General features: G+C 61.1%; 24 protein-coding genes. All 24 read left to right on the top strand.

Annotation, left to right across the window (positions count from 1 at the left end):
- Positions 1-38: 38 nt before the first annotated feature.
- The gene (locus ACU680_RS19210; RefSeq protein ID WP_367083818.1) at positions 39-2,954 is read left to right on the top strand and encodes a glycosyltransferase family 2 protein; all 2,916 of its coding nucleotides are present in this window, start codon (positions 39-41) and stop codon (positions 2,952-2,954) included.
- 30 nt (positions 2,955-2,984) lie between these two features.
- The gene (gene pseB / locus ACU680_RS19205; RefSeq protein WP_367083820.1) at positions 2,985-3,986 is read left to right on the top strand and encodes a UDP-N-acetylglucosamine 4,6-dehydratase (inverting); all 1,002 of its coding nucleotides are present in this window, start codon (positions 2,985-2,987) and stop codon (positions 3,984-3,986) included.
- Positions 3,983-5,140 (top strand): UDP-4-amino-4,6-dideoxy-N-acetyl-beta-L-altrosamine transaminase, encoded by a 1,158-nt coding sequence (pseC, locus tag ACU680_RS19200; RefSeq protein WP_448180262.1) that lies wholly within the window; start codon positions 3,983-3,985, stop codon positions 5,138-5,140. The genes pseB and pseC overlap by 4 nt, the downstream gene beginning before the upstream one ends.
- A gap of 31 nt (positions 5,141-5,171) precedes the next feature.
- On the top strand, positions 5,172-5,792 hold the full coding sequence (locus ACU680_RS19195; protein WP_367083823.1) for a pseudaminic acid biosynthesis-associated methylase: 621 nt from the start codon (positions 5,172-5,174) through the stop codon (positions 5,790-5,792).
- The gene (gene pseF / locus ACU680_RS19190; protein ID WP_448180261.1) at positions 5,789-6,484 is read left to right on the top strand and encodes a pseudaminic acid cytidylyltransferase; all 696 of its coding nucleotides are present in this window, start codon (positions 5,789-5,791) and stop codon (positions 6,482-6,484) included. The genes ACU680_RS19195 and pseF overlap by 4 nt, the downstream gene beginning before the upstream one ends.
- Positions 6,481-7,986 (top strand): UDP-2,4-diacetamido-2,4,6-trideoxy-beta-L-altropyranose hydrolase, encoded by a 1,506-nt coding sequence (gene pseG, locus ACU680_RS19185; RefSeq protein ID WP_448180260.1) that lies wholly within the window; start codon positions 6,481-6,483, stop codon positions 7,984-7,986. Before pseF ends, pseG begins: the two co-directional genes overlap by 4 nt.
- Positions 7,979-9,031, top strand: a complete 1,053-nt coding sequence (gene pseI / locus ACU680_RS19180) for a pseudaminic acid synthase (RefSeq protein WP_448180259.1) — start codon at positions 7,979-7,981, stop codon at positions 9,029-9,031. The genes pseG and pseI overlap by 8 nt, the downstream gene beginning before the upstream one ends.
- A gap of 226 nt (positions 9,032-9,257) precedes the next feature.
- Positions 9,258-10,184: a ketoacyl-ACP synthase III gene (locus tag ACU680_RS19175; protein WP_400762094.1), complete on the top strand. Its 927-nt coding sequence runs from the start codon at positions 9,258-9,260 to the stop codon at positions 10,182-10,184.
- A gap of 86 nt (positions 10,185-10,270) precedes the next feature.
- A complete protein-coding gene (locus ACU680_RS19170) occupies positions 10,271-11,560 on the top strand; it encodes a motility associated factor glycosyltransferase family protein (protein ID WP_448180258.1) in 1,290 nt (429 codons plus the stop codon).
- On the top strand, positions 11,557-11,829 hold the full coding sequence (locus tag ACU680_RS19165) for a hypothetical protein (protein ID WP_448180257.1): 273 nt from the start codon (positions 11,557-11,559) through the stop codon (positions 11,827-11,829). The genes ACU680_RS19170 and ACU680_RS19165 overlap by 4 nt, the downstream gene beginning before the upstream one ends.
- A 237-nt stretch (positions 11,830-12,066) precedes the next feature.
- Positions 12,067-12,918: a flagellin domain-containing protein gene (locus ACU680_RS19160; protein WP_367083837.1), complete on the top strand. Its 852-nt coding sequence runs from the start codon at positions 12,067-12,069 to the stop codon at positions 12,916-12,918.
- A gap of 73 nt (positions 12,919-12,991) precedes the next feature.
- The gene (locus ACU680_RS19155) at positions 12,992-13,348 is read left to right on the top strand and encodes a flagellar protein FlaG (protein WP_007966227.1); all 357 of its coding nucleotides are present in this window, start codon (positions 12,992-12,994) and stop codon (positions 13,346-13,348) included.
- 83 nt (positions 13,349-13,431) lie between these two features.
- Positions 13,432-14,892: a flagellar filament capping protein FliD gene (fliD, locus tag ACU680_RS19150; protein ID WP_448180256.1), complete on the top strand. Its 1,461-nt coding sequence runs from the start codon at positions 13,432-13,434 to the stop codon at positions 14,890-14,892.
- 130 nt (positions 14,893-15,022) lie between these two features.
- Entirely contained in the window at positions 15,023-15,418 is a 396-nt protein-coding gene (fliS, locus tag ACU680_RS19145) for a flagellar export chaperone FliS (RefSeq protein ID WP_007966231.1), read from the top strand.
- Positions 15,419-15,428: 10 nt separating this feature from the next.
- The gene (gene fliT / locus ACU680_RS19140) at positions 15,429-15,725 is read left to right on the top strand and encodes a flagellar protein FliT (RefSeq protein ID WP_007966233.1); all 297 of its coding nucleotides are present in this window, start codon (positions 15,429-15,431) and stop codon (positions 15,723-15,725) included.
- 172 nt (positions 15,726-15,897) lie between these two features.
- Entirely contained in the window at positions 15,898-17,373 is a 1,476-nt protein-coding gene (locus ACU680_RS19135) for a sigma-54 dependent transcriptional regulator (protein ID WP_003222863.1), read from the top strand.
- Between the two features lie 125 nt (positions 17,374-17,498).
- Positions 17,499-18,692 carry a sensor histidine kinase gene (locus tag ACU680_RS19130; protein WP_448180372.1) on the top strand — a complete coding sequence of 398 codons (1,194 nt, stop codon included), beginning with the start codon at positions 17,499-17,501 and terminating at the stop codon, positions 18,690-18,692.
- Between the two features lie 5 nt (positions 18,693-18,697).
- Positions 18,698-20,089, top strand: a complete 1,392-nt coding sequence (locus tag ACU680_RS19125) for a sigma-54-dependent transcriptional regulator (protein ID WP_448180255.1) — start codon at positions 18,698-18,700, stop codon at positions 20,087-20,089.
- A gap of 231 nt (positions 20,090-20,320) precedes the next feature.
- Complete coding sequence (gene fliE, locus ACU680_RS19120) at positions 20,321-20,650, top strand: flagellar hook-basal body complex protein FliE (RefSeq protein WP_003222869.1); 330 nt, start codon at positions 20,321-20,323, stop codon at positions 20,648-20,650.
- A gap of 15 nt (positions 20,651-20,665) precedes the next feature.
- On the top strand, positions 20,666-22,453 hold the full coding sequence (fliF, locus tag ACU680_RS19115) for a flagellar basal-body MS-ring/collar protein FliF (protein WP_448180254.1): 1,788 nt from the start codon (positions 20,666-20,668) through the stop codon (positions 22,451-22,453).
- Positions 22,446-23,465: a flagellar motor switch protein FliG gene (gene fliG, locus ACU680_RS19110; protein WP_007920042.1), complete on the top strand. Its 1,020-nt coding sequence runs from the start codon at positions 22,446-22,448 to the stop codon at positions 23,463-23,465. Before fliF ends, fliG begins: the two co-directional genes overlap by 8 nt.
- Positions 23,466-23,469: 4 nt before the next feature.
- Positions 23,470-24,276 carry a flagellar assembly protein FliH gene (gene fliH / locus ACU680_RS19105; protein WP_448180253.1) on the top strand — a complete coding sequence of 269 codons (807 nt, stop codon included), beginning with the start codon at positions 23,470-23,472 and terminating at the stop codon, positions 24,274-24,276.
- Positions 24,266-25,624: a flagellar protein export ATPase FliI gene (gene fliI / locus ACU680_RS19100; RefSeq protein WP_007966241.1), complete on the top strand. Its 1,359-nt coding sequence runs from the start codon at positions 24,266-24,268 to the stop codon at positions 25,622-25,624. Before fliH ends, fliI begins: the two co-directional genes overlap by 11 nt.
- A 6-nt stretch (positions 25,625-25,630) precedes the next feature.
- On the top strand, positions 25,631-26,080 hold the full coding sequence (fliJ, locus tag ACU680_RS19095) for a flagellar export protein FliJ (RefSeq protein WP_103483925.1): 450 nt from the start codon (positions 25,631-25,633) through the stop codon (positions 26,078-26,080).
- The last annotated feature ends 18 nt before the right edge of the window (positions 26,081-26,098 follow it).

Here is a 26,098-nt window from a genome sequence, read left to right as displayed (position 1 = left end):
GCGTTTTTCGGGCGGTTTCGCCGATTGTGGGAGAAGTTATGCAAGGCAAGTACGGTACTGAAAACAGGCTGCCATTGAGCGAGTTGCTGACGGTGGTTCTGATCACCCACAACCGCCCGGCTTTTTTGCGTCGAGCGCTGCAGTACTACAGCAGCCTGCCTTGCAAGGTGCTGGTGCTGGACTCTTCTCCCGAGCGCCCGGAAGGTGACTTTTCCTCGGTCGATTATCAGCACCTGCCGCAATTCGCCTATTGGGGCATGCAGGCCAAACTGACCTATGGCGTCGAGCAGTTGACCACGCCGTATATGGTGTTCGCTGCCGACGACGATTTCATCCTGCATGAGTCACTGGCCGAGTCGGTGAGCTTCCTTGAAGCCAACCGCGACTACGGTTTGTGCCACGGCTATTGCCTGATGTACCTGGCGCTGGCCGGGAGTGTCAGTTACTACCGCCGCGACAAGAAAATCTGTGAAGACTACGCCTCGGAACGTGCCGAGGATCGCGTCCTCGACTTCATGCATCAGTACGTACCGCCGTTCTATGGTGTGTGCCGAACCTCGATCATCCAGGACTGGTATGCGGCATTGCCGGCGGGCACCAGTTTCGAATGGCAGGAGATTGGTCACAGCTACTACCTGCTGGCGAACGCCAAGGCGCGGGTGCTGCCAATCCCGTATGTCGTACGCGAAATCAACGTCGGTTTCTCCGACCACAACACCGAGGTGTATCACGCGCTGTCGTACACCGATGCCAAATCGGTGGCCGAGCGTGAAGCCTTCGCCGAATTCCTCGCCTCGCTGCCGACGGGCATCACCGACCTCGACCAGGCGCAGCGCAAGGCGTTCGCCCTGGAAAGCTTCGCGGCGATGACCGATAGCCTGGTGACCGGTCGCGCACTGACGGCCGAGCTGATTTTCCAGTCCATCTGGAACAACGTATCCAAAACCCCGGAGCGCCGCTTCGGGCCACTGCAGTACGTCGAGATGCCGTTCTACAACCAGCGCTTTTTTGATTTGCTGGCCGAGTTTGAATTCCTGTTGCACGCGATGCCGGCTGGCCGTGTGCAACTGGAACAGCTCGAGGGTGTCTGGACCCGCCAGGAATACCTGCAGCAGGCCCGCAATAACGACACGCCGGAAAGCGTGCTCGATCGGTTGTGGCAGGCCCATGACAGCAATGCGTTCAACCGTCGTGTGGTCAAGCGTCTGGTCGAGCAACTGCAGGCGTCCGGCGATGACACACAAGCTCAGGAAATGGCTGCCTGGGACGCGCGTCTCGAGACGGTGTCGAAGGCCGATCACTACCCGGTCTTCAGCAAGATGCGTTCGGGTCGTCTGCTCGAATGGCTGGCGTGCCGTACGCCGGACGCCGAGCAGCGAGCGTTGGTTGCCGCGCACCTGGCGGCGAACAACGGCGGGCCACAGTTCGGCATTTTCCTGCTGGACCTGGACAACGACGTCGACCAGTTGCAAGTGACCCTCGACAGCCTGGTTGAAGGCCACAGTAAAGCCTTCAAGATCGTGGTCTTCACCACGGGCGAACCGCAGGCTGCGACCACGGCGCAGAACACCTTGCACTTTGTCCGCGTCACCCCGGGCAATTTCGTCGACAAGCTCAACCTGAGTGCGGCCCAGTCGCCATGCGACTGGCTGCTGTTGGCACAAGTGGGCGATGAGTTCACGGCGGGTGGCCTGCTGCGTGCCGGCCTGGAATTGATGTCGGCCACTGGCCTTCGCGCGGTCGCCACCGATGAAATCCAGCGCAATGATGAGGGCGCGCTGATCGACGTGTTCCGCCCCGGCTTCAATCTCGACTTGCTGCAGAGCAACCCGTCGTTGATGGCCCGCCATTGGCTGATTCGTCGTGACGTGTTCCTTGAGGCGGGCGGTTACCAGGCTGATTTCAGCAAGGCGTTGGAGTTCGACCTGCTCTTGCGTCTGATTGAGCAGGGCGGTCTTGAGGGGCTGGCGCATCTTGACGAGCCACTGCTGATTACCCAGGTTCCGGTGCAAGAAGAGGTGGCCCACGAGCGTCAGGCGCTGCTGCGTCATTTGACCCATCGCGGCTACAAGGCCAAGGTCACGTCGTCGCTGCCGGGGACCTGGCAAGTCGATTATCGCCATACCGAACAGCCGCTGGTGTCGATCATTGTACCGGCCATCGACGATCTGCCGGCACTGCGTCGCTGCGTGGAAGGCGTGTTGCTCAGAACCCGTTACAGCCGTTATGAAGTGCTGATTGCGGCCAATCCGAATCAGTCGGCCGAGGTCAATGACTGGCTGGGCGCGCTGCGTAACCCTAAAGTCAATGTGCTGCGTGCCGATCAGCCGCTCGGCGAGACGGCGTTGTACAACGCCGCCAGCGAACAGGCGCAGGGTGAATACCTGGTACTGCTGGCCACTGACAGCGAAATCGTCAATCCGAACTGGATCGATTCGTTGCTCAACCATGCCCAGCGTCCCGAGGTCGGTATCGTCGGTGCCAAACTGGTCGACCGCGACGGCAAGGTTTCTCAGGCCGGTTTGATTCTCGGGATGAACGGCGGCGTCGGCTCGGCCTTCATCGGCGAAAAACATGCGGCTGCGGGTTACATGCAGCGTCTGGCGGTCGAGCAGAACTACTCGGCGGTGTCGAAGGTGTGTCTGATGGTGCGCAAAGAGTTGTTCGACGCACTGGGCGGTCTGGACGAAGTCGATTTCGCCAGCGGTTTCAGCGATGTCGACCTGTGCCTCAAGGCCGGGCAGGCGGGCTACCTCATCGTATGGACGCCGTCGGTGCAGGTACTGCATACCGGCGAGCTGCCGCAAGCACCCGAGGCGCTGCAGGTTTTGCGGGAGAAATGGAGCGGCGCCTTCGCGCAGGATCCGGCTTACAACGCGAACCTGGCCCTCACCGGCAAAGGTTTTACGCTGGCTGAAAATACCTCGATCGACTGGTCGCAGTTACTCGCTTGAGTCCGTCGGACAAGGAACAGGAATCAGCACATGTTCAACGGTAAATCGATCTTCATCTCCGGCGGCACCGGCTCGTTCGGGCGCAAGTTCATCGCCCGTCTGCTTGAGCAATACCAGCCCAAGCGCGTGGTGGTGTTCTCCCGCGATGAGCTCAAGCAGTACGAAATGCAGCAGACGTTCAACGCGCCGTGCATGCGTTACTTCCTTGGTGACGTGCGCGACGCCGACCGTCTGCGGCAGGCCATGCGCGGCATCGACTACGTGGTGCACGCGGCGGCGCTCAAGCAGGTGCCGGCGGCGGAGTACAACCCGACCGAGTGCATCCGCACCAACGTCAATGGCGCGGAGAACATCATCGCCGCCGCCATCGACAACGGTGTGAAAAAGGTCGTGGCGCTGTCCACCGACAAGGCCGCCAGCCCGATCAACCTGTACGGCGCGACCAAGCTGCTGTCGGACAAGTTGTTCGTCGCCGCCAACAACATTGCCGGCGAACAACAAACGCGTTTTGCCGTGGTGCGCTACGGCAACGTGGCGGGCTCGCGGGGTTCGGTGGTGCCGTTCTTCAGCACGCTGATCGCCGACGGCGCGCAGGAATTGCCGATCACCGACGAGCGCATGACCCGCTTCTGGATCACCCTCGATCACGGCGTACAGTTTGTTCTCGACAGCTTTGCGCGGATGCACGGCGGCGAAGTGTTCGTGCCGAAGATCCCGTCGATTCGCATCGTCGATCTGGCGCGGGGCATGGCCGAACATCTGCCGCACAAGAACGTCGGTATTCGTCCCGGTGAAAAACTGCATGAACTGATGGTGCCGCTGGACGATGCGCGGATGACCCTGGAATTCGCAGACCACTACACCATCCAGCCTTCCATCCGCTTTACCAGCGTCGATGTCGATTTCTCCGTGGACAAGCTCGGCGAACGTGGCCGGCCGGTAAGTGAGGATTTCGAATACCGCTCCGACACCAATCCGCACTACCTCTCGGTCGGGCAGATCGCCGAGCTGCATGCGAAGTTGTCGGCATGATTCCCTACGGTCGGCAGAGCGTTGATCAGGCGGACATCGATGCAGTGGTCGAGGTGCTGCAATCGGACTGGCTGACCCAGGGCCCGACCATCGAGCGCTTCGAGCAGGCGATGGCCGAGCGTTGCCAGGCCGACTTCGCGGTGGCGGTGTGCAACGCCACCGCGGCGCTGCACATTGCCTGCCTCGCGGCCGGCCTAGGCCCGGGCGATCGCTTGTGGACCACGCCGAACACCTTTCTGGCCTCGGCCAACTGCGGGCGCTATTGCGGCGCCGACGTCGATTTCGTCGACATCGATCCGCTGACCTGGAACCTCGATGCCTTCGCCCTCGCGGCGAAACTCGATCAGGCCGAGCAGGACGGCACGTTGCCGAAAGTACTGGTGGCGGTGGCGTTCTCCGGGCAGAGCTGCGACCTGCGCAAGATTGCCGAACTCGCCGAGCGCTACAACTTCACCGTGATCGAAGATGCCTCGCACGCAGTGGGCGCCAGCTACGCCGGGCGCCCGGTGGGTTGCGGGGAATTTGCGGCGATGACCGTGTTCAGTTTTCACCCGGTGAAGATCATCACCAGCGCCGAAGGCGGCATGGTCCTGACCAATCGCCCGCAACTGGCGGAGCGTCTGCAACGCCTGCGCAGCCACGGCATGACCCGCGATCCGCAGCAGATGAGCGAACCCAGCCACGGCCCGTGGTATTACCAGCAGATCGAGCTGGGCTTCAATTACCGGATCACCGATTTGCAGGCGGCGCTCGGTCTGTCGCAATTGGCCAAACTGGACGGCTTCATCGCCCGTCGCCGCGAACTGGCGGCGCGCTACGAGCGGTTGCTGGCGTATCTGCCGCTGACCTTGCCCAGCGCGCAGCCGGAGGCAGAATCGGCGTGGCATCTGTATGTGGTGCGCCTGCAGACCGAGCGCATCGGCCTGAGCCACCGTCAGATGTTCGAAGGCTTGCGTGCCGCCGGTATCGGCGTGAACCTGCACTATATTCCTGTGCATTTGCAGCCGTACTATCGCGACCTGGGTTTTGCCGAAGGCGATTTCCCCGAAGCCGAACGTTATTACGCCGAGGCGATCAGCCTGCCGCTGTATCCGCTGCTCAGTGATGAGCAGCAGGATCATGTGGTCGAGCAATTGCGCCGGCTGACCGAATAAATCCCGCTGCGGCGGCGAATGAGACTGTGCAATGCGTGATCTGAGTGAGCAGGAAAAATTCTGGCAGGGCGATTTCGGCAACCAGTACGTCGATCGCAACATCGGTCAGCCGCTGGTCGCGGCCAACCTGGCGTTGTTCGCCAAGGCCCTGAGCCGCGCCGGGCGCATCGACAGTGTGGTTGAGCTGGGCACCAATGCCGGCAACAACCTGCAGGCGCTGCATCAGTTGCTGCCGCACAGTGAATTGTTCGGCGTCGAGATCAATGAAAGCGCTTGCGCGCAGGCGCGGGCACTGGGCATCGCGCAGATCTGGCACGGCTCGCTGTTCGACTTCCCCCGCGAGCGCAGCTACGACCTGACCCTGAGCAAAGGCGTGCTGATCCATCTGGCGCCGGAGCTGCTGCCGACTGCCTACGCGCAGTTGTATGCGTTGAGCCAGCGCTACATTCTGATCGCCGAATACTACAATCCGGCGCCGGTGGAAGTGTCCTATCGCGGCAACAGCGGCAAGCTGTTCAAGCGCGATTTCGCCGGAGAAATGCTCGACCGGTATACCGATCTGCGCTTGCTCGATTACGGCTTTGGTTATCACCGTGATCCGCAGTTTCCGGTGGACGACATCACCTGGTTCCTGCTGGAAAAACGTCCTTGAACAGCGTCGCAATCATCCCGGCCCGTGGCGGCAGCAAGCGCATCCCGCGCAAGAACCTGTTGCCGTTCGACGGCGTGCCGATGATCGTTCGCTCGATCCGTACGGCGCTCGACAGTGGCCTGTTCGAACAGGTCGTGGTCAGTACCGACGATGCCGAAATTGCCGAACTGGCGTTGGCCCATGGTGCGCAAGTGCCATTCCTGCGCCCGGCTGAACTGGCGGATGATTTCACCGGCACCGCGGCGGTGATCGAGCATGCCTTGCAGCAACTGCCGGCCTTCGATTACGCCTGCTGCGTGTACGCCACCGCACCGTTGTTGCAGGCGCGCTTTCTGCGGCAAGGATTTGAGCTGCTGCAGCAGCACCCGGACAAAGCCTTTGCGTTCTCCGTGTGCAGCTTTGGTTTCCCGGCGCAGCGGGCGCTGACGCTGGACGGGCAGGGCGCATTGACGGCGTTGTACCCGGAGTTTCGCCAAACCCGCTCGCAGGATCTGCCCGAAGCCTTTCAGGACGCCGGCCAGTTCTACTGGGGCCGTAGCGAAGCGTGGTTGCGCGGTGAAGTGTTGTATTCAAGCGCCAGCCTGCCGGTGATACTGCCGCGGCATCTGGTGCAGGACATCGACACGTTGCAAGACTGGAAACGCGCCGAATACCTGTACGCCGCGCTCAAGGCCGGCGGAGAACTGCAATGAGAGTGCTGATCCGCGCTGACGCTTCGCCGACCATCGGCAGTGGCCACATCGCCCGCTGCCTGACGCTGGCGCGAGTGCTGCGCAAACAGGGCAGTCATGTCGCGTTCGCCTGCCGGCGGTTGCCGGGGCATCGGCTCGATGCCTTGGCCGCCGAAGGTTTCGAGACTTTCGCATTGCCGGACGTCTACCCTGACGAAGACCCGCAGCAAGCCATTGAATCGATGCTGCCGTGGCAGGCGGACATCGAGGCGCTGGACGCCTTGCTGGCAGGTCACGCTGCATTCGACTGGATCATTGCCGACCACTACGGCCTCGATCATCAGTGGCAGACCGCAGCGCGCCGCTGGGCGCCTCGGATCGCGGCGGTGGACGATCTTGCCACCCGCCGTTACAGCGTTGATCTGCTGCTCAATCAGAACCTGTCCGGTCTCAGCGCAAACTATGCGCCGCTGCTGCCCGAAGGCTGCCGCACCTTGCTCGGCCCGCGCTACGCCATGTTGCGCGAAGAATTCGTCTGCCCGGCCATCGAGATCAAACCAAGGGCCCGCCGGGTGCTGGTGAATTTCGGTGGTTTCGACGCGGCGATGCAGACCCATCATGCGATGTTGGCACTGCAGGACTTCACAGAGCTGGAAGTGGATTTCGTCGCTGGTGCAGACAATCCTGCGTGGGCGCAAATGCAAGCACTGGCCGCAACACGGCCGCATTGGCGCCTGCACAGTTTCGTCAGCGATTTCCAGCAACGCATGACCGCGGCGGACCTGTTTATCGGCGCCGGTGGCGGCACCAGTTGGGAGCGCGCGGCGCTGGGCCTGCCGACGATCTGCATCGCGGTCTCGAACAATCAGCAGGCCAATGGCGAAGTCATGGCGGCGGCGGGGGCGCATGTGTTCATGGGCGCCCGCGAGCAGGTCAGCGTCGAACAACTGCGCGACGCCATCGGTTTTGTCGTCGACAATGTCTATCTGCGCCAGAGTCTGGCCGAGCGCTCACGGCAACTGGTCGACGGGCGCGGTGCGTTGCGCGTGGCGGCGGCGCTGGCCGGCGCGGTGCTCACGTTGCGTCCGGCGACCCTCGATGATGCGCAATTACTGTTCGACGGGCGCAATGCCGAGGCTGTGCGGCGCTGGTCACTGGACACCGCTGCAATCGAGTGGCCGCAGCACCTGAACTGGCTCAATGCGAGCCTGCGCAACCCGCAGCGTCTGCTGTTGATTGCCGAGGCCGATGACGGCGCGGTCGGCGTCTTGCGTTATGACTTGCGTGGATTCGAGGCTGAAGTGTCGCTGTATCTGCTGGACGGGCGTTTCGGTCTGGGTTGGGGCAGGGCGCTGCTGGCGCGAGGTGAGGCGTTCGTTCGCGCGCACTGGCCGCAGTTGAGCGCGATTAGCGCTCAGGTTCTGCCGGATAATCGTCCCTCTTTGAATGTATTTCGTGACGCCGGATTCACCCAGAGTGCCTGCGCGTTCACCCAGGTTTTGAAGGATCACCGCGATGAGTAGTTTCAAGATTGGCGAGCGCCAGATCGGTGCCGATGCGCCGCCGTTCATCATTGCCGAAATGAGCGGCAACCATAACCAGTCGCTGGAGGTGGCCCTGCAGATTGTCGAGGCCGCCGCCAAGGCTGGCGCGCATGCCTTGAAGCTGCAGACCTACACCGCGCAGACCATGACCCTGGATCTGGCCGAGGGCGAGTTTTTCATCAAGGACCCGAACAGCCTGTGGGCCGGCACGTCGTTGTACGACTTGTATGAGAAGGCTCACACGCCGTGGGAGTGGCACGCGCCGATTTTCGCCCGGGCCAAAGAACTGGGCATGCTCGCGTTCTCGACGCCGTTCGATGACACGGCGGTGGACTTTCTCGAAAGCCTCGACGTCCCGGCCTACAAGATCGCCAGTTTCGAAAACACCGACCTGCCGTTGATCCGCCGTGTGGCCGCGACCGGCAAACCGCTGATCATCTCCACCGGCATGGCGAGCATCGCCGAGCTCGACGAAACCGTGCGCGCCGCCCGTGAGGCGGGGTGCAAGGATCTGGTACTGCTCAAATGCACCAGCACTTACCCGGCAACCCCGCTCAACAGCAATGTGCGCACGATCCCGCACCTGCGTGAACTGTTCGGTTGCGAGGTGGGGCTGTCCGATCACTCCATGGGGGTTGGCGTGTCCGTGGCCGCTGTGGCACTCGGCGCGACGGTGGTGGAAAAGCACTTTACCCTCGACCGTTCGGCGGGCGGGGTCGATGCCAGTTTCTCGCTGGAGCCTGCGGAGCTGGCCAGTCTGGTGGTGGAAACCGAACGCGCCTGGCAGGCCATGGGCCAGGTGCATTACGGCGTCACCGAGGCCGAGCGCAAGTCGCTGGTCTATCGCCGTTCGCTGTACGTCACTGCCGACATGGCGGCCGGTGAGCCCTTTTCCGGGGACAATCTGCGCGCCATTCGCCCGGGTCTCGGTCTGCCGCCCAAGCACACCGATGCCGTCCTCGGTCGCCGCGCTCGTCAGGCGATCAAACGTGGCACGCCGCTGGACTGGTCGTTGGTCGAATAACCCGATCTGCAACCGATTCGGCAAAATAGCGTGACCTGCGAGTCATAACGCGCATCTTCACTGTATTGTATTGACCGGGGAGATGGCGCCTGGCCGTGTATCGGTTCCAGTGATAGCCCTTTGCGCTCCCCGTGGCTGCCCTTTGTGGCGGCCGTTTTCTGTTTGTCGGCGCCCCTCGAATCCTTGCGAGCGGTGGTTTTGGGCTGTTTTTTATTGGGAAGCCGTAATGATTGGCATAAAAAGCATTGCGAGCTACGTTCCTGTAGCCGGCGTGGACAATTACGCACAAGGTGCAAAATTCGAGAAGGATGAAGAATTCATCCTCGGCAAAATCGGTTCGGCCTTCCTGCCGCGCAAAGACGCTGAACAGGAAACCTCCGATCTGTGCGTGGAAGCGGCCAATGCGCTGTTTGCCAGCAACCCTGAACTGAAGCGTGAATCGATCGACGCACTGATCGTCGTCACCCAGAACGGTGACGAAGAAGGCCTGCCGCACACCGCTGCCATCGTTCAGGACAAACTCGGTCTGCCGACCAATGTCGCGGCGTTCGATATTTCCCTGGGCTGCTCCGGTTACGTCTACGGCATCTACGCGATCAAGGGCTTCATGGAAGCCGCCGGCCTGAAGAACGGCCTGCTGATCACCGCTGACCCGTATTCGAAAATCGTCGACCCGGAAGACCGCAACACCACAATGCTCTTCGGCGATGCCGCCACCGCCACCTGGATGGGCGAAGACCCGGCCTGGGCACTGGGCAAGGCCAAGTTCGGCACCGACGGTTCCGGCGCACCGCACCTGAAAGTCACCGATGGCGTGTTCTTCATGAACGGGCGTCAGGTGTTCAACTTCGCGCTGCTCAAAGTCCCGGCGCACTTGCACGAATTGCTCGACGACTCCGGCCTCAACGCTGACGACATCGACGCCTTCTGCATTCACCAGGGTAGTGCGGCGATTGTCGATGCGGTGGCGCGGCGTTTCGAAGGCGAGCCGGAGAAGTTCATCAAGGACATGGTCGAGACCGGCAATACCGTGTCGTCGAGCATTCCATTGCTGCTGGAAAAACACGTGCTCGATTCCGACTGGCAGCGCATTGCCCTGAGCGGGTTCGGCGTTGGTCTGTCGTGGGGCTCGGCGATCATCTATCGCCCTTGAGCCCGGTCAAAAACGGCGGATACAAAAATAGCGTTCAAGGTTACCCTTGAACGCTATTTTTTTGCCCGAACGAAACGCGAGGCGTCATGAGCGAGTTTTTCCAACCCAATGCCCAGGTCATCCAGCAACGCTGGCCGGCGTTGTTCGAGCGGTTGCTGGCGGAAGACAGCTCAGTCGTTCAAGCCGAACTGGTGCAGGGCATGGGCTCGACGCTCAGCGTTAATGGCATTCAACTGACCAGCCGCCACGACCGGGTCCACGAAGCCCGCATCCAGGCGGCCAGCCTGGCGGAAAAACCGCAGCTGCACGTGTATGGCACTGGCCTCGGTGATCTGCCAGCGGTGCTGCTGGAGCGCGCTAGCCTTGAGCAGTTGTACGTGCATATCCTCAATGGCGCGTTGTTCGCGCTGGTGCTGCAACTGCTTGATCAACGGCAATGGCTGGAAGATCCGCGTGTGCAGCTGTTCTATGCCGGTGATCTGTCAGACATCTGCACACCGTTTTTCGCCCTGCCGGCGGAGATGCTGCTGGCTGATGACTTCAACGCGAAGATCCGCGATCGGCTGGTCAGCGAAGTGCACCTGAGCTTCAACAATCGTGAGTTCGATCCACACTTGCCGTTCATTCAACAGCGCTTGCAGGACTGCCTGCCGGTGTTGCTGGGCGATGACGATGTGGCGCAGTTGTTCGGCAGCGCCAATGGCCGGGAGATCTATGTGATCGGCACCGGGCCGACCCTGGAAGGGCATTTCCAGCGTCTGGCGGCGGTGCACGCGCAGGCTGAACGTCCATTGTTGGTGTGCGTCGATACCGCTTACCGGCCGCTGCGTGAACACGGCATCGTCCCGGATCTGGTGGTCACCATTGATCAGCGCATCAGCTTCCGGCATCTGCCGTTCGAGGACTCCGCTGGCATCCCGCTGGTGTATCTGCCCATGAGCGATCCTGCGGTGCTGACCGCCTGGAAGGGCAAGCGCTACGGCGGTTACTCGGCCAGCCCGGTGTACGCCGCGTTGCGTGAGCAATACCCGCGCGGGCAACTGCATGTCGGTGGCAGCGTGATTCATCCGGCGGTGGACCTGGCGGTGAAGATGGGCGCGTCGCGCATTACCCTGTTTGGCGCCGACTTCGCGTTCCCGATGAACAAGACCCATGCCGGCTGGAACGACGGCGATCTGGGGCCGGGGGTTGATCAGGCGCGGCACTGGGTGCAGGACGGCCATGGTCAGCGGGTCAGCACCCAGCTGAATTTTCGCGGCTATCTGTGTGTGCTGGAGCGCTATATCGCCGCGCATCCGCAGGTGCAGTTCTTCAACAGCAGTCGTGCGGGCGCATTGATCGCCGGGACGCAGTTCAATCAGGAGTTTGTGCAATGACGACGATTGAGCAGTGCGTCGACGAGTGCCGGCAGTGCGCCGGGCTGTTTCGGCTCGGGCGGGATGTCGAGGCGGCACTGGATATGCTCGATGTGTTCGGGGGCGCGCAGCAGTTGCTGATAGCTGCGCCTGCGCCGATTCAGCAGGACTGGTCCTTTGTCCTCATGCACATGCTCGATTGTCAGGAACGTCAGGACTGGTTGGGGCTGGCTGACTGGATGGAGTACGAGTTGATCGAAGTGTTGCAAAAAGCACGATCGGCAACGTGAGCGACCGCACTGGCCCGCGGCTTTAGGTGGGGGTCGGTTTTATGGCGTCATTTTTTCGCAGGTGGGAGGGCGCTAAGCCCTTGTTTTCTCGGGGGTGGCAGGGTGATGGCAAATTTTTTTCAAAAAACCCTCAAGCAACCTGCCAACCCGACGATAACTATTACGAAGGTTCTCTAGGCCATTCCAGGCGGTTGCCAGGGCCGGAAGCCGCAGTACCCAACCAACGAGGAATTCGTCATGGCTTTAACAGTAAACACCAACACCACGTCGCTGAACGTTCAAAAGAACCTGAACCGTGCTTCCGACGCTCTGTCGACTTCGATGCAGCGCCTGTCTTCCGGCCTGAAAATCAACAGCGCTAAAGACGACGCTGCTGGCCTGCAGATCTCCACTCGTATGCAATCGCAAATCCGTGGTGGCAACCAGGCTATCCAGAACGCCAACGACGGTATCTCCGTTGCCCAGACCGCTGAAGGCGCTCTGCAAGCTACTACCGACATCCTGCAGCGTATGCGTGAACTGGCTGTTAAAGCACGTACCGGCACCAACGGCACTGCTGACCAGAAAGCGACCAACCTTGAATTCGCCGACATGTCCGACGAAATCAGCCGTATCGCTGCTTCCACCAACCTGAACGGCAAAAACCTGCTGGACGGTTCGGCTGGTACTGTGACTCTGCAAGTTGGCGCTAACACCGGTACTGCCAACCACATCGACCTGGTACTGAGCTCCAAGTTCGACGCCGTCAGCCTGTCCGTGGACAAAGGTACTCTGGCTCTGACCGGTACTGACGCTGCAAACGCCGGTAGCAACATCGACGCCGCCATCACCGCAATCGACGCTGCTATCGCTGCAATCGGTGATACCCGTGCCAGCCTGGGTGCTTCGCAAAACCGTCTGACCAGCACCATCTCCAACCTGCAGAACATCGTTGAGAACACCACTGCTGCACAGGGTCGTGTACAAGACACCGACTTCGCCGCAGAAACTGCTAACCTGACCAAGCAGCAAACTCTGCAGCAGGCTTCGACCTCCGTTCTGGCTCAAGCCAACCAACTGCCTTCCGCTGTACTGAAGCTGCTTCAGTAATTTCGGAATGAGTTCGGGCGGGGGAGTGCGCTAGTCGTGCTCTCTCGCCTTTTTACGTTAGGAGGTGATGAGCATGGACATGAGCGTGAAGCTTAACCAGTCTTATCCGGCTCCCAAGCCAGTAACGCCGGTTGCTGACAAACCGTCAGAGACGCCTGAAGTCAGCAAGGTGCAAGCGCCGGTCGCTGCCAAGAGTCAGGATACGGACGATGCCAAGTTGAAGCTGGCGGTGCAGGAGATCGAAAAGTTTGTTCAGTCGATCAAGCGCAATCTGGAGTTCTCCATCGACGAACATTCCGGAAAGGTCATCGTCAAGGTGATCGCAAGCGAGACGGGTGAGGTCGTTCGACAGATCCCCTCCGCAGAAGCCCTCAAGCTGGCAGACAGCCTCGCCAACGCGAGCCACGTATTGTTCGACGCCAAAGTCTGAGAGCTGGCATGAATAGTGTTTGTCTTTCTTTAATGACGCCGGGAAGGGTCAAAAGAACGGCAGCAAACTGAAGGGAGATGCACATGGCAAGTCCAATTTTACCGGGTTCGGGCCTGGGTTCCGGCCTGGACATCGGTGCGATCGTTACTGCGCTGGTCAACGCCGACAAGTCGCCGAAGCAGACGCAAATCGATACTGCGACCAAAGCCAACACGCTGAAGATTTCCGGCATCGGTTCGTTGAAGAGCGCGCTGACGGCGTTCCAGACGGCAATGACCAATCTGAGCAGCAAAACCAACCCTGCGTTTGCCGGCTTCACCGCCACTTCGGCCAATACGTCGGTTCTGAACGCCACTGCCGACAGCACCGCAGTAGCGGGAAGCTACAACGTAGTCGTGAGTCAGCTGGCCACCGGTTCGAAAATCGCCAGTGCCTCTTTCGCCGGCGGCGCCTCCAGTGCCATTCCGAGTGGTACCCTGAAAATCAGTCAGAATGGCACTGATTACAATGTCGACATCCCGGCCGATGCCACCTTGCAGAGCACCCGTGATGCGATCAACAAGGCTCAGGGCGCCAACGGTATTTCCGCCAACATCGTGACCGACGCCAATGGCGCTTCGCGTCTGGTGATCAGTTCGAGCAAGACCGGCGAAGGTTCCGACCTCACCGTCAGCGGTATTGCCGGTCTGGAAATTGATGGCACCAAGGCAATGAGCGGCACTCCGGCGGCAGGTGATTCAGGCGCCGTCAACGGCGTTGCAAAAAATGCCCTGTTGACCATTGACGGCCTTCAGGTAAGTAGCAAAAGCAATACGGTAACCGGCGCCATCAGTGGCCTGACCCTGAATCTGACGACGGTCAGCGCTGGCACCCCGCCGAGCACTCCGACTGTTGTCAGCGTAGATGCCAACACCAAAGGCTTGCAGACATCGATTCAGTCGTTTGTCGACGCTTACAACACGCTGAAGACCACCATTGATACGTTGTCCAAGGCGACACCGGACGCCGATGGCAAGCTGACCGTGCAAGCGGCCTTCACTGGCGACGCGATGCCGCGCGCGCTGATTGCCGACGTGCGTGCCGAGTTGACGGCCAAGGGCGCTGGCGGTCCATTGGCCGTACTGTCCCAGCTGGGCGTAATGACCGATCGCAACACCGGTAACCTGACGTTTGATACCGCGGCTTTCACCAAGACCATGGCCCAGCCAGGCATGACTGGTCAGGTTCAGCAATTGTTCACCGGCACCGATGACACCAACGGTCTGCTGGCGCGCATGACCAAGGCAACGGACCCGTACCTCAAGCCGGCGGCAGGTGATATCACCGGCAGCGGCCTGCTTGATCAGCGCATGGCCATCCTCAACAAAAACACGCGCAATCTTACCGATCAGCAGACGGCTCTGGATGTACGTGTTGCCAACCTGACCAAGACGTTGACTGCCAAATACAACGCCATGGACTTGCTGGTCGGGCAGATGAAGGCCACGGCGAGCAACATCACGTCGTTCTTCAGCACGCTGAACGCTCAGCAATCCGCGAAGTAACAGGCAAGAACGACAAAAACCCGGCTACGCTTTATCGGCGTGCGCCGGGTTTTTGTCTTTTGATCTAAAGTTCTGTGGCTCGTTGGCGATACACTGGTTATACGAGTCAATGTGGCAAATGAGGTAGAACATGAATCCAATGTTAGCCCTTCGGCAATACCAGAAAGTCGGCGCGCACGCCCAGACATCCGAGGCGAGCCCGCACCGTCTGGTACAAATGTTGATGGAAGGCGGTCTGGAGCGCATCGCTCAGGCCAAGGGCGCTATCGAGCGCAAGGATATTCCCGCCAAGTGCACGGCCATCAGTAAAGCCGTTGGCATCATTGGTGGGCTGTGTGAAGGCCTGGATCTGGAAAACAGTGCTGATTCGGTAGGTGAGCTCAACCAGCTTTACATCTACATGATGAAGCGACTCGCTGAGGCCAACGTCAAGAGCGATCCGAAAATCCTCGACGAAGTTGCCGGCCTGCTGCGCACCGTAAAGGAAGGCTGGGACGGCATCGCTCCGCCAGGCCCCCAGTTTTAAGGAGAGCACCATGAGTCTTGTATTGCAGCGAATCGCCGACACCCGTGAAGCGCTGGTCAGTGCGCTGGCCGAACGCAACTGGGAAGCCATTGGCGAGCTGGATCTGGCTTGCCGTTCCTGCATGGAAGACGTCATGGCCGAGGCCTCGCTGGATGAGGAGGCCTTGCGCAGTAACCTTGAGGAGTTGCTCCACGTTTACAAGGAGCTTCTGGAGGCGGCCATGGGTGAGCGGCAGGCGATAGCCAACGAGATGTCGCAGATCACCCAAGCGCAAAAGGCGGCAAAGGTTTACCATCTGTTTGGTTAATTAACCCCCAGTTAATCCAGACATGTGCGCCATAAATTTGACTGTGCACGGTTTTTTGACTTAACTAGTGGCTGTTTTCAGATTTCAGGCGTCTACAGGCACAAGGTGTCCTGCAAGCGTCTCGCTTGCCCCATTTTTCGGGCATTGAGTTGACTAGGGAAGTTGCTATTGCATGTGGCGTGAAACCAAAATTCTGCTGATCGATGACGATAGCGTCCGCCGCCGCGACCTGGCGGTGATTTTAAATTTTCTCGGCGAAGAAAATTTACCCTGCGGCAGCCATGACTGGCAGCAGGCTGTCGGCTCTTTGTCATCGAGTCGTGAAGTCATCTGTGTACTGATCGGGACGGTAAATGCTCCGGGTGCACTTTTGGGCTTGTTAAAGACACTCTCGACGTGGGATGAGTTCCTTCCGGTTTTGCTGATGGGCGATAATTCTTCCGTCGACCTGCCGGAAGACCAGCGCCGCCGGGTGCTTTCGACCCTGGAAATGCCGCCCAGCTACAGCAAACTGCTCGACTCCCTGCACCGTGCCCAGGTCTATCGCGAGATGTACGACCAGGCCCGCGAGCGTGGCCGTCATCGCGAGCCGAACCTGTTCCGCAGCCTGGTCGGCACCAGTCGGGCGATTCAGCACGTCCGCCAGATGATGCAGCAAGTGGCCGATACCGACGCCAGCGTGCTGATCCTCGGCGAGTCCGGCACCGGCAAGGAAGTGGTTGCGCGCAACCTGCATTACCACTCCAAGCGTCGCGACGCGCCGTTCGTGCCAGTCAACTGCGGGGCGATCCCGGCAGAGCTGCTGGAAAGCGAACTTTTCGGCCACGAGAAGGGCGCCTTCACCGGCGCGATCACCAGCCGTGCCGGGCGTTTCGAACTGGCCAACGGCGGTACGCTGTTCCTCGATGAAATCGGCGACATGCCGCTGCCGATGCAGGTCAAATTGCTGCGCGTGCTGCAGGAGCGCACCTTCGAGCGTGTGGGCAGCAACAAGACCCAGAGCGTCGACGTGCGCATCATTGCCGCGACCCACAAGAATCTCGAAAGCATGATCGAGATCGGTACCTTCCGCGAAGACCTCTACTATCGCCTGAACGTGTTCCCGATCGAGATGGCGCCGCTGCGTGAGCGCGTCGAAGACATCCCGCTGCTGATGAACGAACTGATCTCGCGCATGGAGCACGAAAAGCGTGGTTCCATCCGTTTCAACTCGGCGGCGATCATGTCGCTGTGCCGTCACGGCTGGCCGGGCAACGTCCGCGAACTGGCCAACCTGGTGGAGCGCATGGCGATCATGCATCCTTACGGGGTGATCGGCGTGGTCGAATTGCCGAAGAAATTCCGCTACGTCGACGACGAAGACGAGCAGATGGTCGACAGCCTGCGCAGCGATCTCGAAGAGCGCGTGGCGATCAACGGTCATACGCCGGACTTTACCGCCAACGCGATGCTGCCGCCGGAAGGCCTGGACCTCAAGGACTACCTCGGTGGTCTGGAACAGGGCCTGATCCAGCAGGCGCTGGATGACGCCAACGGTATCGTCGCGCGTGCCGCCGAGCGCCTGCGTATTCGTCGCACCACGCTGGTGGAGAAGATGCGCAAATACGGCATGAGCCGGCGCGAAGGTGACGAACAGGCGGATGATTGACGCCTGTTTTTCAACGCCTTCATTTATAAGCAGTTTTTTTTAGGCACGGGTATTGCTACAGCCCTCGCAACGTTCCGTTTAACTGACGGTCAGCCAAGCGAGAGAACACAATGCCCCACGCCCAGATGTCATCTGCCTCCCATGCCGAGGGGCAACCGTCGTCCGTAGAGCAGGCGAGTCGCCTGGGGCTTGAGCAGGCGTTCGCACTGTTCAATCAGATGTCCAGCCAGTTGACCGATTCCTACAGCATGCTTGAAGCCCGGGTCACCGAGCTCAAGGGTGAGCTGGCGGTAGTCAGTGCCCAGCGCATGCAGGAGCTGGCCGAAAAAGAACGCTTGGCCAATCGCCTGCAAAACCTCCTTGATCTGTTGCCCGGTGGCGTCATCGTGATCGACGGCCACGGCATGGTTCGCGAAGCCAACCCGGCGGCGATCGATCTGTTGGGGCTGCCGCTGGAAGGCGAGTTGTGGCGCCATGTCATCGCGCGTTGCTTTGCCCCGCGTGAAGACGACGGTCATGAAATCTCTCTGAAAAACGGTCGACGCCTGTCGATCGCCACCCGCTCGCTGGATGCCGAGCCGGGCCAGTTGGTGCTGCTCAACGACCTGACAGAAACCCGCCACCTTCAAGATCAACTGGCGCGCCATGAGCGCCTGTCGTCGCTGGGGCGCATGGTCGCCTCGCTGGCCCATCAGATCCGCACGCCGTTGTCCGCCGCGTTGCTTTACGCCAGTCATTTGACCGAGCAGGAACTGCCCGTCGCCACCCAGCAGCGCTTCGCCGGTCGTCTCAAAGAGCGCCTGCATGAACTGGAGCATCAGGTGCGCGACATGCTGGTGTTCGCCCGTGGCGAGCTGCCGCTGACCGATCGGGTCACCCCGAATGCGTTGATGCAGTCGCTGCAAGCGGCGGCGCTGACCCATGTGCAGGATTTGCCAATCCGCTGGCAGTGCGACAGTCATGTCGGCGAATTGCTGTGCAACCGCGACACCCTGGTCGGGGCGATTCTCAATCTGATCGAAAACGCAATTCAGGCCAGCGATGGCAACGTGCGCCTGAAGGTGCATTGCTACACCCGCGACAACAGCCTGCGCCTGTGCGTCAGCGACAGCGGCAGCGGCATCGAGCCGCTGGTGCTCGAGCGTCTCGGCGAGCCGTTTTTTACCACCAAAGTGACCGGCACCGGGCTTGGCCTGACCGTGGTCAAGGCAGTGGCGCGGGCACATCAGGGAGAATTGCAGCTGCGTTCGCGTGTCGGGCGTGGCACGTGCGCGCAGGTGATCCTGCCGCTGTTTTCCGCTGTACAGGGAGCTGAGTAAACGTCATGGGCATCAAGGTTTTGCTGGTCGAGGATGACCGCTCGTTGCGCGAAGCGCTGGCCGATACGCTGTTGCTGGCGGGCCACGACTACCATGCAGTCGGCAGTGCCGAAGAGGCGCTGCAGGCGGTCGAGCGCGAAGCGTTCAGTCTGGTGGTCAGCGACGTCAACATGCCTGGCATGGACGGCCATCAACTGCTCGGTTTGCTGCGTGCGCGTCAGCCGCAATTGCCGGTGCTGCTGATGACTGCGCACGGCGCGGTCGAGCGTGCGGTGGATGCGATGCGCCAGGGTGCGGCGGATTACCTGGTCAAGCCGTTCGAGCCCAAGGCGCTGCTGGACCTGGTGTCGCGGCATGCTCTGGGCAGCATCGGTGTAACGGAGGGTGAAGGCCCGGTAGCGGTCGAGCCGGCCAGTGCGCAGTTGCTCGAGCTGGCGGCGCGGGTGGCACGCAGTGATTCCACGGTGTTGATTTCCGGCGAGTCCGGTACCGGTAAGGAAGTGCTGGCGCGTTACATTCACCAGCAATCCCACCGCGCCAGCCAGCCGTTCATCGCGATCAACTGCGCAGCGATCCCCGACAACATGCTCGAAGCCACCCTGTTCGGCCACGAGAAGGGGTCATTCACCGGCGCCATCGCGGCGCAGGCCGGCAAGTTCGAGCAGGCCGATGGCGGCACCATTCTGCTCGACGAAATTTCCGAAATGCCCCTGGGCCTGCAAGCCAAGTTGCTGCGAGTGCTGCAGGAGCGTGAAGTCGAGCGCGTCGGTGCGCGCAAGCCGATCACCCTGGATATTCGCGTAGTCGCGACCACCAACCGTGATCTGGCCGGCGAAGTGGCAGCGGGGCGTTTCCGTGAAGACCTTTTTTACCGTCTGTCGGTTTTTCCCCTGGCCTGGCGTCCACTTCGCGAGCGCACTGCCGATATCTTGCCGCTGGCCGAGCGGTTGCTGAACAAACACGTCAATAAAATGAAGCATGCGGCGGCGAAACTTTCGCCAGACGCCCAAGCGTGCCTGACCCATTACCCATGGCCGGGCAATGTGCGTGAGCTGGATAACGCGATTCAACGGGCGCTGATTCTGCAGCAGGGCGGTTTGATCCAGCCGCAGGATTTCTGTCTGACCGGCGCGGTGACGTTTAGCGCAGCGCCGGCCGTCGCGCCGCTGCAACCGCAGGTGCGCGAGATTGAAGTCGAGGCCGAATCCGCCGGTGCACTGGGCGATGACCTGCGGCGTCGGGAGTTCCAGATGATCATCGACACCCTGCGCACCGAGCGTGGCCGACGCAAGGAAGCCGCGGAAAAACTCGGTATCAGCCCGCGTACCCTGCGCTACAAGCTGGCGCAGATGCGTGATGCCGGGATGGACGTCGAAGGCTATCTGTTCGCCACCTGAACGTTGTCGCAGTCAATTGTGGGAGCGAGCTTGCTCGCGAAAGCGGTGGGGCAGTTGCGAAAATGTCGACTGATTCTCCCTCTTCGCGAGCAAGCTCGCTCCCACAGTGATTTCGCGGTGCCTGGACGGGCTTTTATAAAATAGTCCGCCGAGCTGGCACCCTTGTTGCTAACACCTGTGTACCCGCCGAGTGAGTGTCAAAAAATTGCGGGCCGCCCAAGAGAGTAGACCATGAGCCAAGGTATTGAATTCAATCGGTTGATGATGGACATGAAGGCCATGAAAATGGACGCCATGGCCACGCCGAAATCGACTGCCGCCGTCCCTGAACTGGCAGGCAGCAGCTTTTCCGACATGCTCGGTCAGGCCATCAACAAAGTCAGCGATACCCAGCAGGCGTCGACTCAGTTGGCCAACGCATTTGAAATCGGCAAGAGCGGCGTCGATCTGACGGACGTGATGATCGCCTCGCAGAAAGCCAGCGTGTCGTTCCAGGCTCTGACCCAGGTGCGCAACAAGCTGGTTCAGGCTTATCAAGACATCATGCAGATGCCGGTTTAAGGACGAGATTGAGTCATGGCAGAAGCAGTCGCCGATAACGTTCCGGCCAAGGCCACCCCGATAGACGGCAAACCGCCGCTGTTCGGCCTGTCCTTCCTGGAAAACCTCTCCGAGATGACCATGCTGCGTCAGGTGGGCCTGTTGGTCGGCCTGGCTGCGAGCGTGGCGATTGGCTTTGCCGTGGTGCTGTGGTCGCAGCAGCCGGATTACCGTCCGTTGTACGGCAGCCTTGCCGGCATGGACGCCAAGCAGGTCATGGACACCCTGGCCTCCGCCGACATCCCTTACACCGTCGAGCCGAACTCCGGCGCCTTGCTGGTCAAGGCTGACGACCTGTCCCGTGCGCGGATGAAACTCGCGGCCGCTGGTGTCACTCCCAGCGACGGCAACATCGGTTTCGAAATCCTCGACAAGGAACAGGGTCTGGGCACCAGCCAGTTCATGGAAGCGACGCGTTACCGTCGCGGCCTCGAAGGCGAACTGGCGCGCACCATCTCCAGCCTGAACAACGTCAAGGGCGCCCGCGTGCACCTGGCGATTCCGAAGAGCTCGGTGTTCGTGCGTGATGAACGCAAGCCAAGCGCTTCGGTGCTGGTCGAGTTGTACTCCGGGCGTTCGCTGGAGCCGAGTCAGGTGGTGGCGATCATCAACCTGGTGGCGACCTCCGTTCCCGAGCTGAGCAAATCGCAGATCACCGTCGTCGATCAGAAGGGCAACCTGCTCTCCGATCAGGCGGAAAACTCCGAAATGACCATGGCCGGCAAGCAGTTCGATTACAGCCGTCGCATGGAAAGCATGCTCACCCAGCGCGTGCACAACATTCTGCAGCCGGTACTGGGCAACGATCGCTACAAGGCTGAAGTCTCGGCCGACATTGATTTCAGTGCCGTCGAATCCACCGCCGAGCAGTTCAACCCGGACCAGCCGGCGTTGCGCAGCGAGCAGTCGGTCAACGAACAACGCACCGCCAGCAATGGCCCCCAAGGTGTGCCGGGCGCCCTGAGCAACCAGCCGCCGGCGCCGGCGTCGGCACCGCAAACCACCGGTGGCGCGCAAGGCTCTACCGGCATGATTCAGCCAGGTCAGCCACTGGTCGATGCCAATGGTCAGCAGATCATGGACCCGGCCACCGGCCAGCCGATGCTCGCGCCGTATCCGGCCGACAAGCGTCAACAATCCACCAAGAACTTCGAGCTCGACCGTTCCATCAGCCACACCAAACAGCAGCAGGGTCGCCTGAATCGTCTGTCGGTGTCGGTGGTGGTCGACGATCAGGTCAAGGTCAATGCGGCCAACGGTGAAACCACCCGCGCGCCGTGGAGCGCCGACGAATTGGCGCGCTTCACCCGTCTGGTGCAGGACGCGGTCGGCTTCGACGCCAGCCGTGGCGACAGCGTCAGCGTGATCAACATGCCGTTCTCCGCCGAGCGCGGTGAAGTGGTCGCCGATATTCCGTTCTACTCCCAGCCATGGTTCTGGGACATCGTCAAACAAGTGCTGGGTGTGTTGTTCATCCTGGTGCTGGTGTTTGGTGTGCTGCGTCCGGTGTTGAACAACATCACCGGCGGCGGCAAAGGCAAGGAGCTGGCCGGTCTGGGCAGCGACGTGGAACTCGGTGGCATGGGCGGCCTGGACGGCGACCTGGCCAACGACCGCGTGAGCCTCGGTGGTCCGCAGAGCATTCTGTTGCCTAGCCCGAGCGAGGGTTACGACGCACAACTGAATGCAATCAAGAGCTTGGTGGCCGAGGATCCGGGTCGCGTGGCTCAGGTCGTGAAAGAGTGGATTAACGCAGATGAGTGATAACCGAGCCGCAACCGTCAAACTGAACAAGGTCGACAAAGCCGCGATTCTGCTGCTGTCCCTGGGTTCGACCGATGCCGCGCAAGTGCTGCGCCACATGGGCCCCAAAGAGGTTCAGCGGGTGGGTGTGGCCATGGCCCAGATGGGCAACGTCCATCGCGAGCAGGTCGAGCAGGTCATGAGCGAGTTCGTCGACATCGTCGGCGACCAGACCAGCCTCGGCGTCGGCTCCGACGACTACGTGCGCAAAATGCTCACCCAGGCGCTGGGTGAAGACAAGGCCAACGGCCTGATCGACCGCATTCTGCTCGGTGGCAACACCAGCGGCCTCGACAGCCTGAAATGGATGGAGCCGCGCGCGGTTGCCGACGTGATCCGCTACGAACACCCGCAGATCCAGGCCATCGTGGTGGCTTACCTCGATCCGGATCAGGCCGGTGAAGTGCTCGGCAACTTCGACCACAAGGTGCGTCTGGACATCATCCTGCGCGTGTCGTCGTTGAACACCGTGCAACCGGCTGCGTTGAAAGAGCTGAACCAGATTCTCGAGAAGCAGTTCTCCGGCAACTCGAATGCCTCGCGCACCACCCTGGGTGGCATCAAGCGGGCGGCGGACATCATGAACTTCCTCGACAGCTCGATCGAAGGCCAGCTCATGGACTCGATCCGCGAAGTCGACGAAGACCTGTCCGGTCAGATCGAAGACCTCATGTTCGTGTTCAACAACCTGGCCGACGTCGACGACCGTGGCATCCAGGCGCTGTTGCGCGAAGTGTCCTCCGACGTACTGGTACTGGCCCTCAAGGGTTCGGACGAAGGCGTCAAAGAGAAGATCTTCAAGAACATGTCCAAGCGTGCGGCCGAACTGTTGCGCGACGACCTCGAAGCAAAAGGCCCGGTGCGCGTCAGCGACGTGGAAACCGCGCAGAAGGAAATCCTCACCATTGCCCGTCGCATGGCCGAGGCCGGCGAGATCGTGCTCGGTGGCAAGGGCGGCGAGGAAATGATCTAAGCCCATGGACAAGCATGACGAGTCAGTGACGGATCTGATCCGCGCCCGCGATGTTCGTGGTTTCGAATCCTGGGCGCTGCCCAGCTTCGATCCGCCGAAACCGGAACCCGAGCCGGAACCGGAGCCCGAACCGCCGGAAATGGAAGAAGTGCCGCTGGAAGAAGTCCAGCCACTGACCCTGGAAGAACTCGAAAGCATCCGTCAGGAGGCTTATAACGAGGGCTTCGGCATCGGCGAGAAAGAAGGGTTTCACAGCGCCACGCTGAAGGTGCGTCAGGAAGCCGAAGTGGCTCTGGCGGCGAAACTCGCCAGCCTCGAACAACTGATGACCCACCTGTTCGAGCCGATTGCCGAGCAGGACACTCAGATCGAAAAGTCGCTGGTCGACCTCGTGCAACACATCACCAGACAGGTGATCAAGCGCGAGCTGGCCATCGATTCCAGCCAGATCGAACACGTCATGCGTGACGCGCTCAAGCTGCTGCCGTTGGGCGTGGACAACGTGCGTCTGTACGTCAATCCGCAGGACTTCGAGCAGGCCAAGGCCTTGCGCGAGCGTCACGAAGAAACCTGGCGCATCGTTGAAGACGACACGTTGCTGCCGGGCGGGTGCCGGGTTGAAACCGAGCACAGCCGCATCGACGCCAGCATCGAGACCCGCGTGACCCAGGTCATGGCCAAACTGTTCGACCAGTTGCATGAACAGGCCCTGCACCCGGCGGCGCCCGATCTGAGCCTGGACATTCCTGAAGAAAGCCAATCGGCGGCTGCGCCTGAAGAGCCGCTCGCGGACACCCCCGATGCGCCTTGAACGCACCAGTTTCGCCAAGCGCCTCAGCACCTATGCCGACGCCACTGAAATCGCCGGCGCGCCGATTCTCGAAGGCCGCCTGCTGCGCATGGTCGGCCTCACGCTTGAAGCCGAAGGCCTGCGCGCCGCCATGGGCACGCGTTGCCTGGTGATCAATGACGACAGCTATCACCCGTCCCAGGTGGAAGCGGAAGTCATGGGTTTTTCCGGCAGCAAAGTCTTTCTGATGCCGGTCGGCAGCGTCGCCGGTATCGCCCCGGGCGCCCGTGTGGTGCCGCTGGCCGAAACCGGTCGCCTGCCGATGGGCATGAGCATGCTCGGTCGCGTACTCGACGGCGCCGGACGCGCGCTGGACGGCAAGGGCGGAATGAAGGCTGAAGACTGGGTGCCAATGGACGGCCCGACCATCAACCCGCTGAACCGCGACCCGATCCACGAACCGCTGGACGTCGGGATCCGTTGCATCAACGGTTTGCTCACGGTCGGGCGCGGTCAGCGTCTGGGTCTGTTCGCCGGTACCGGTGTCGGTAAATCGGTGCTGCTGGGCATGATGACCCGCTTCACCGAGGCCGACATTATCGTCGTTGGCCTGATCGGTGAGCGGGGTCGAGAAGTTAAAGAGTTCATCGAGCACATCCTCGGTGAAGAAGGCCTCAAGCGTTCCGTGGTGGTGGCGTCCCCTGCGGACGACGCGCCGCTGATGCGTCTGCGCGCGGCGATGTACTGCACGCGCATTGCCGAGTATTTTCGCGACAAGGGCAAGAACGTCCTGTTGCTGATGGATTCGCTGACCCGTTTCGCCCAGGCCCAGCGGGAAATCGCCCTGGCCATTGGCGAGCCGCCAGCGACCAAGGGTTATCCGCCTTCGGTGTTCGCCAAACTGCCGAAACTGGTGGAACGCGCCGGTAATGCGGAGAAGGGCGGGGGTTCGATCACCGCGTTCTACACCGTATTGTCCGAAGGCGATGACCAGCAGGATCCGATTGCCGACTCGGCGCGGGGCGTGCTCGACGGCCACATCGTGTTGTCCCGGCGTCTGGCCGAGGAAGGGCACTACCCGGCCATCGACATCGAAGCGTCGATCAGCCGAGTGATGCCGGCCGTGGTTTCGGCGGAGCACATGCAGCGCGCGCAGTACTTCAAGCAGCTGTGGTCGCGCTATCAGCAGAGCCGCGACCTGATCAGCGTCGGCGCTTACGTCGCCGGTGGCGACCGTGAAACCGACCTGGCGATCTCGCTGCAACCGCAACTGACCCGCTACCAGCGCCAGGGGCTGAACGACAAGATCAACATGGGCGAGAGCCAGGCTTACCTCGAAACCCTGTTCGCGCCTGCGGCGGGCGGGTAACCGGCCATGGCCGTGAGCCGAGCTGCGCGTCTGGCACCGGTGGTGGAGATGGCCGAACAGGCCGAGAAAACCGCCGTGCAGCGCCTGGGTTATTTTCAGGGCCAGGTCAAAGTGGCCGAAAGCAAACTGGCCGACCTCGACGCCTTTCGTCTGGATTACCAGGAACAGTGGATCGTGCGCGGCAGCGACGGGGTTTCCGGGCAATGGCTGCTGGGGTATCACGGCTTCCTCGCGCAACTGGACACCGCGATCGACCAGCAGCGGCAAAGCCTGGTCTGGCACCAGAACAACCTGATCAAGGCGCGCGACGCTTGGCAGCAAGCATTCGCCAAGGTCGAAGGCTTGCGCAAACTGGTGCAGCGCTACCGCGAAGAGGCGCAACGCCTCGAAGACAAGCGCGAGCAGAAGCTGCTGGACGAGTTGTCGCAGCGCTTGCCGCGGCACGATCCTTTTTAAAACCAGATCAAAAGATCG

The organism is Pseudomonas sp. LF020 (assembly GCF_053456425.1).
The sequence above is the reverse complement of the archived record's forward strand: the minus strand, read 5'-3'. Positions and strand labels throughout refer to the sequence as shown.

Coding starts and splice junctions, on each gene's coding strand:
- ACU680_RS19210 (WP_367083818.1), top strand. CDS start 39: ATGCAAGGCAAGTACGGTACTGAAAACAGGCTGCCATTGAGCGAGTTG.
- pseB (WP_367083820.1), top strand. CDS start 2,985: ATGTTCAACGGTAAATCGATCTTCATCTCCGGCGGCACCGGCTCGTTC.
- pseC (WP_448180262.1), top strand. CDS start 3,983: ATGATTCCCTACGGTCGGCAGAGCGTTGATCAGGCGGACATCGATGCA.
- ACU680_RS19195 (WP_367083823.1), top strand. CDS start 5,172: ATGCGTGATCTGAGTGAGCAGGAAAAATTCTGGCAGGGCGATTTCGGC.
- pseG (WP_448180260.1), top strand. CDS start 6,481: ATGAGAGTGCTGATCCGCGCTGACGCTTCGCCGACCATCGGCAGTGGC.
- pseI (WP_448180259.1), top strand. CDS start 7,979: ATGAGTAGTTTCAAGATTGGCGAGCGCCAGATCGGTGCCGATGCGCCG.
- ACU680_RS19175 (WP_400762094.1), top strand. CDS start 9,258: ATGATTGGCATAAAAAGCATTGCGAGCTACGTTCCTGTAGCCGGCGTG.
- ACU680_RS19170 (WP_448180258.1), top strand. CDS start 10,271: ATGAGCGAGTTTTTCCAACCCAATGCCCAGGTCATCCAGCAACGCTGG.
- ACU680_RS19165 (WP_448180257.1), top strand. CDS start 11,557: ATGACGACGATTGAGCAGTGCGTCGACGAGTGCCGGCAGTGCGCCGGG.
- ACU680_RS19160 (WP_367083837.1), top strand. CDS start 12,067: ATGGCTTTAACAGTAAACACCAACACCACGTCGCTGAACGTTCAAAAG.
- ACU680_RS19155 (WP_007966227.1), top strand. CDS start 12,992: ATGGACATGAGCGTGAAGCTTAACCAGTCTTATCCGGCTCCCAAGCCA.
- fliD (WP_448180256.1), top strand. CDS start 13,432: ATGGCAAGTCCAATTTTACCGGGTTCGGGCCTGGGTTCCGGCCTGGAC.
- fliS (WP_007966231.1), top strand. CDS start 15,023: ATGAATCCAATGTTAGCCCTTCGGCAATACCAGAAAGTCGGCGCGCAC.
- fliT (WP_007966233.1), top strand. CDS start 15,429: ATGAGTCTTGTATTGCAGCGAATCGCCGACACCCGTGAAGCGCTGGTC.
- ACU680_RS19135 (WP_003222863.1), top strand. CDS start 15,898: ATGTGGCGTGAAACCAAAATTCTGCTGATCGATGACGATAGCGTCCGC.
- ACU680_RS19130 (WP_448180372.1), top strand. CDS start 17,499: ATGTCATCTGCCTCCCATGCCGAGGGGCAACCGTCGTCCGTAGAGCAG.
- ACU680_RS19125 (WP_448180255.1), top strand. CDS start 18,698: ATGGGCATCAAGGTTTTGCTGGTCGAGGATGACCGCTCGTTGCGCGAA.
- fliE (WP_003222869.1), top strand. CDS start 20,321: ATGAGCCAAGGTATTGAATTCAATCGGTTGATGATGGACATGAAGGCC.
- fliF (WP_448180254.1), top strand. CDS start 20,666: ATGGCAGAAGCAGTCGCCGATAACGTTCCGGCCAAGGCCACCCCGATA.
- fliG (WP_007920042.1), top strand. CDS start 22,446: ATGAGTGATAACCGAGCCGCAACCGTCAAACTGAACAAGGTCGACAAA.
- fliH (WP_448180253.1), top strand. CDS start 23,470: ATGGACAAGCATGACGAGTCAGTGACGGATCTGATCCGCGCCCGCGAT.
- fliI (WP_007966241.1), top strand. CDS start 24,266: ATGCGCCTTGAACGCACCAGTTTCGCCAAGCGCCTCAGCACCTATGCC.
- fliJ (WP_103483925.1), top strand. CDS start 25,631: ATGGCCGTGAGCCGAGCTGCGCGTCTGGCACCGGTGGTGGAGATGGCC.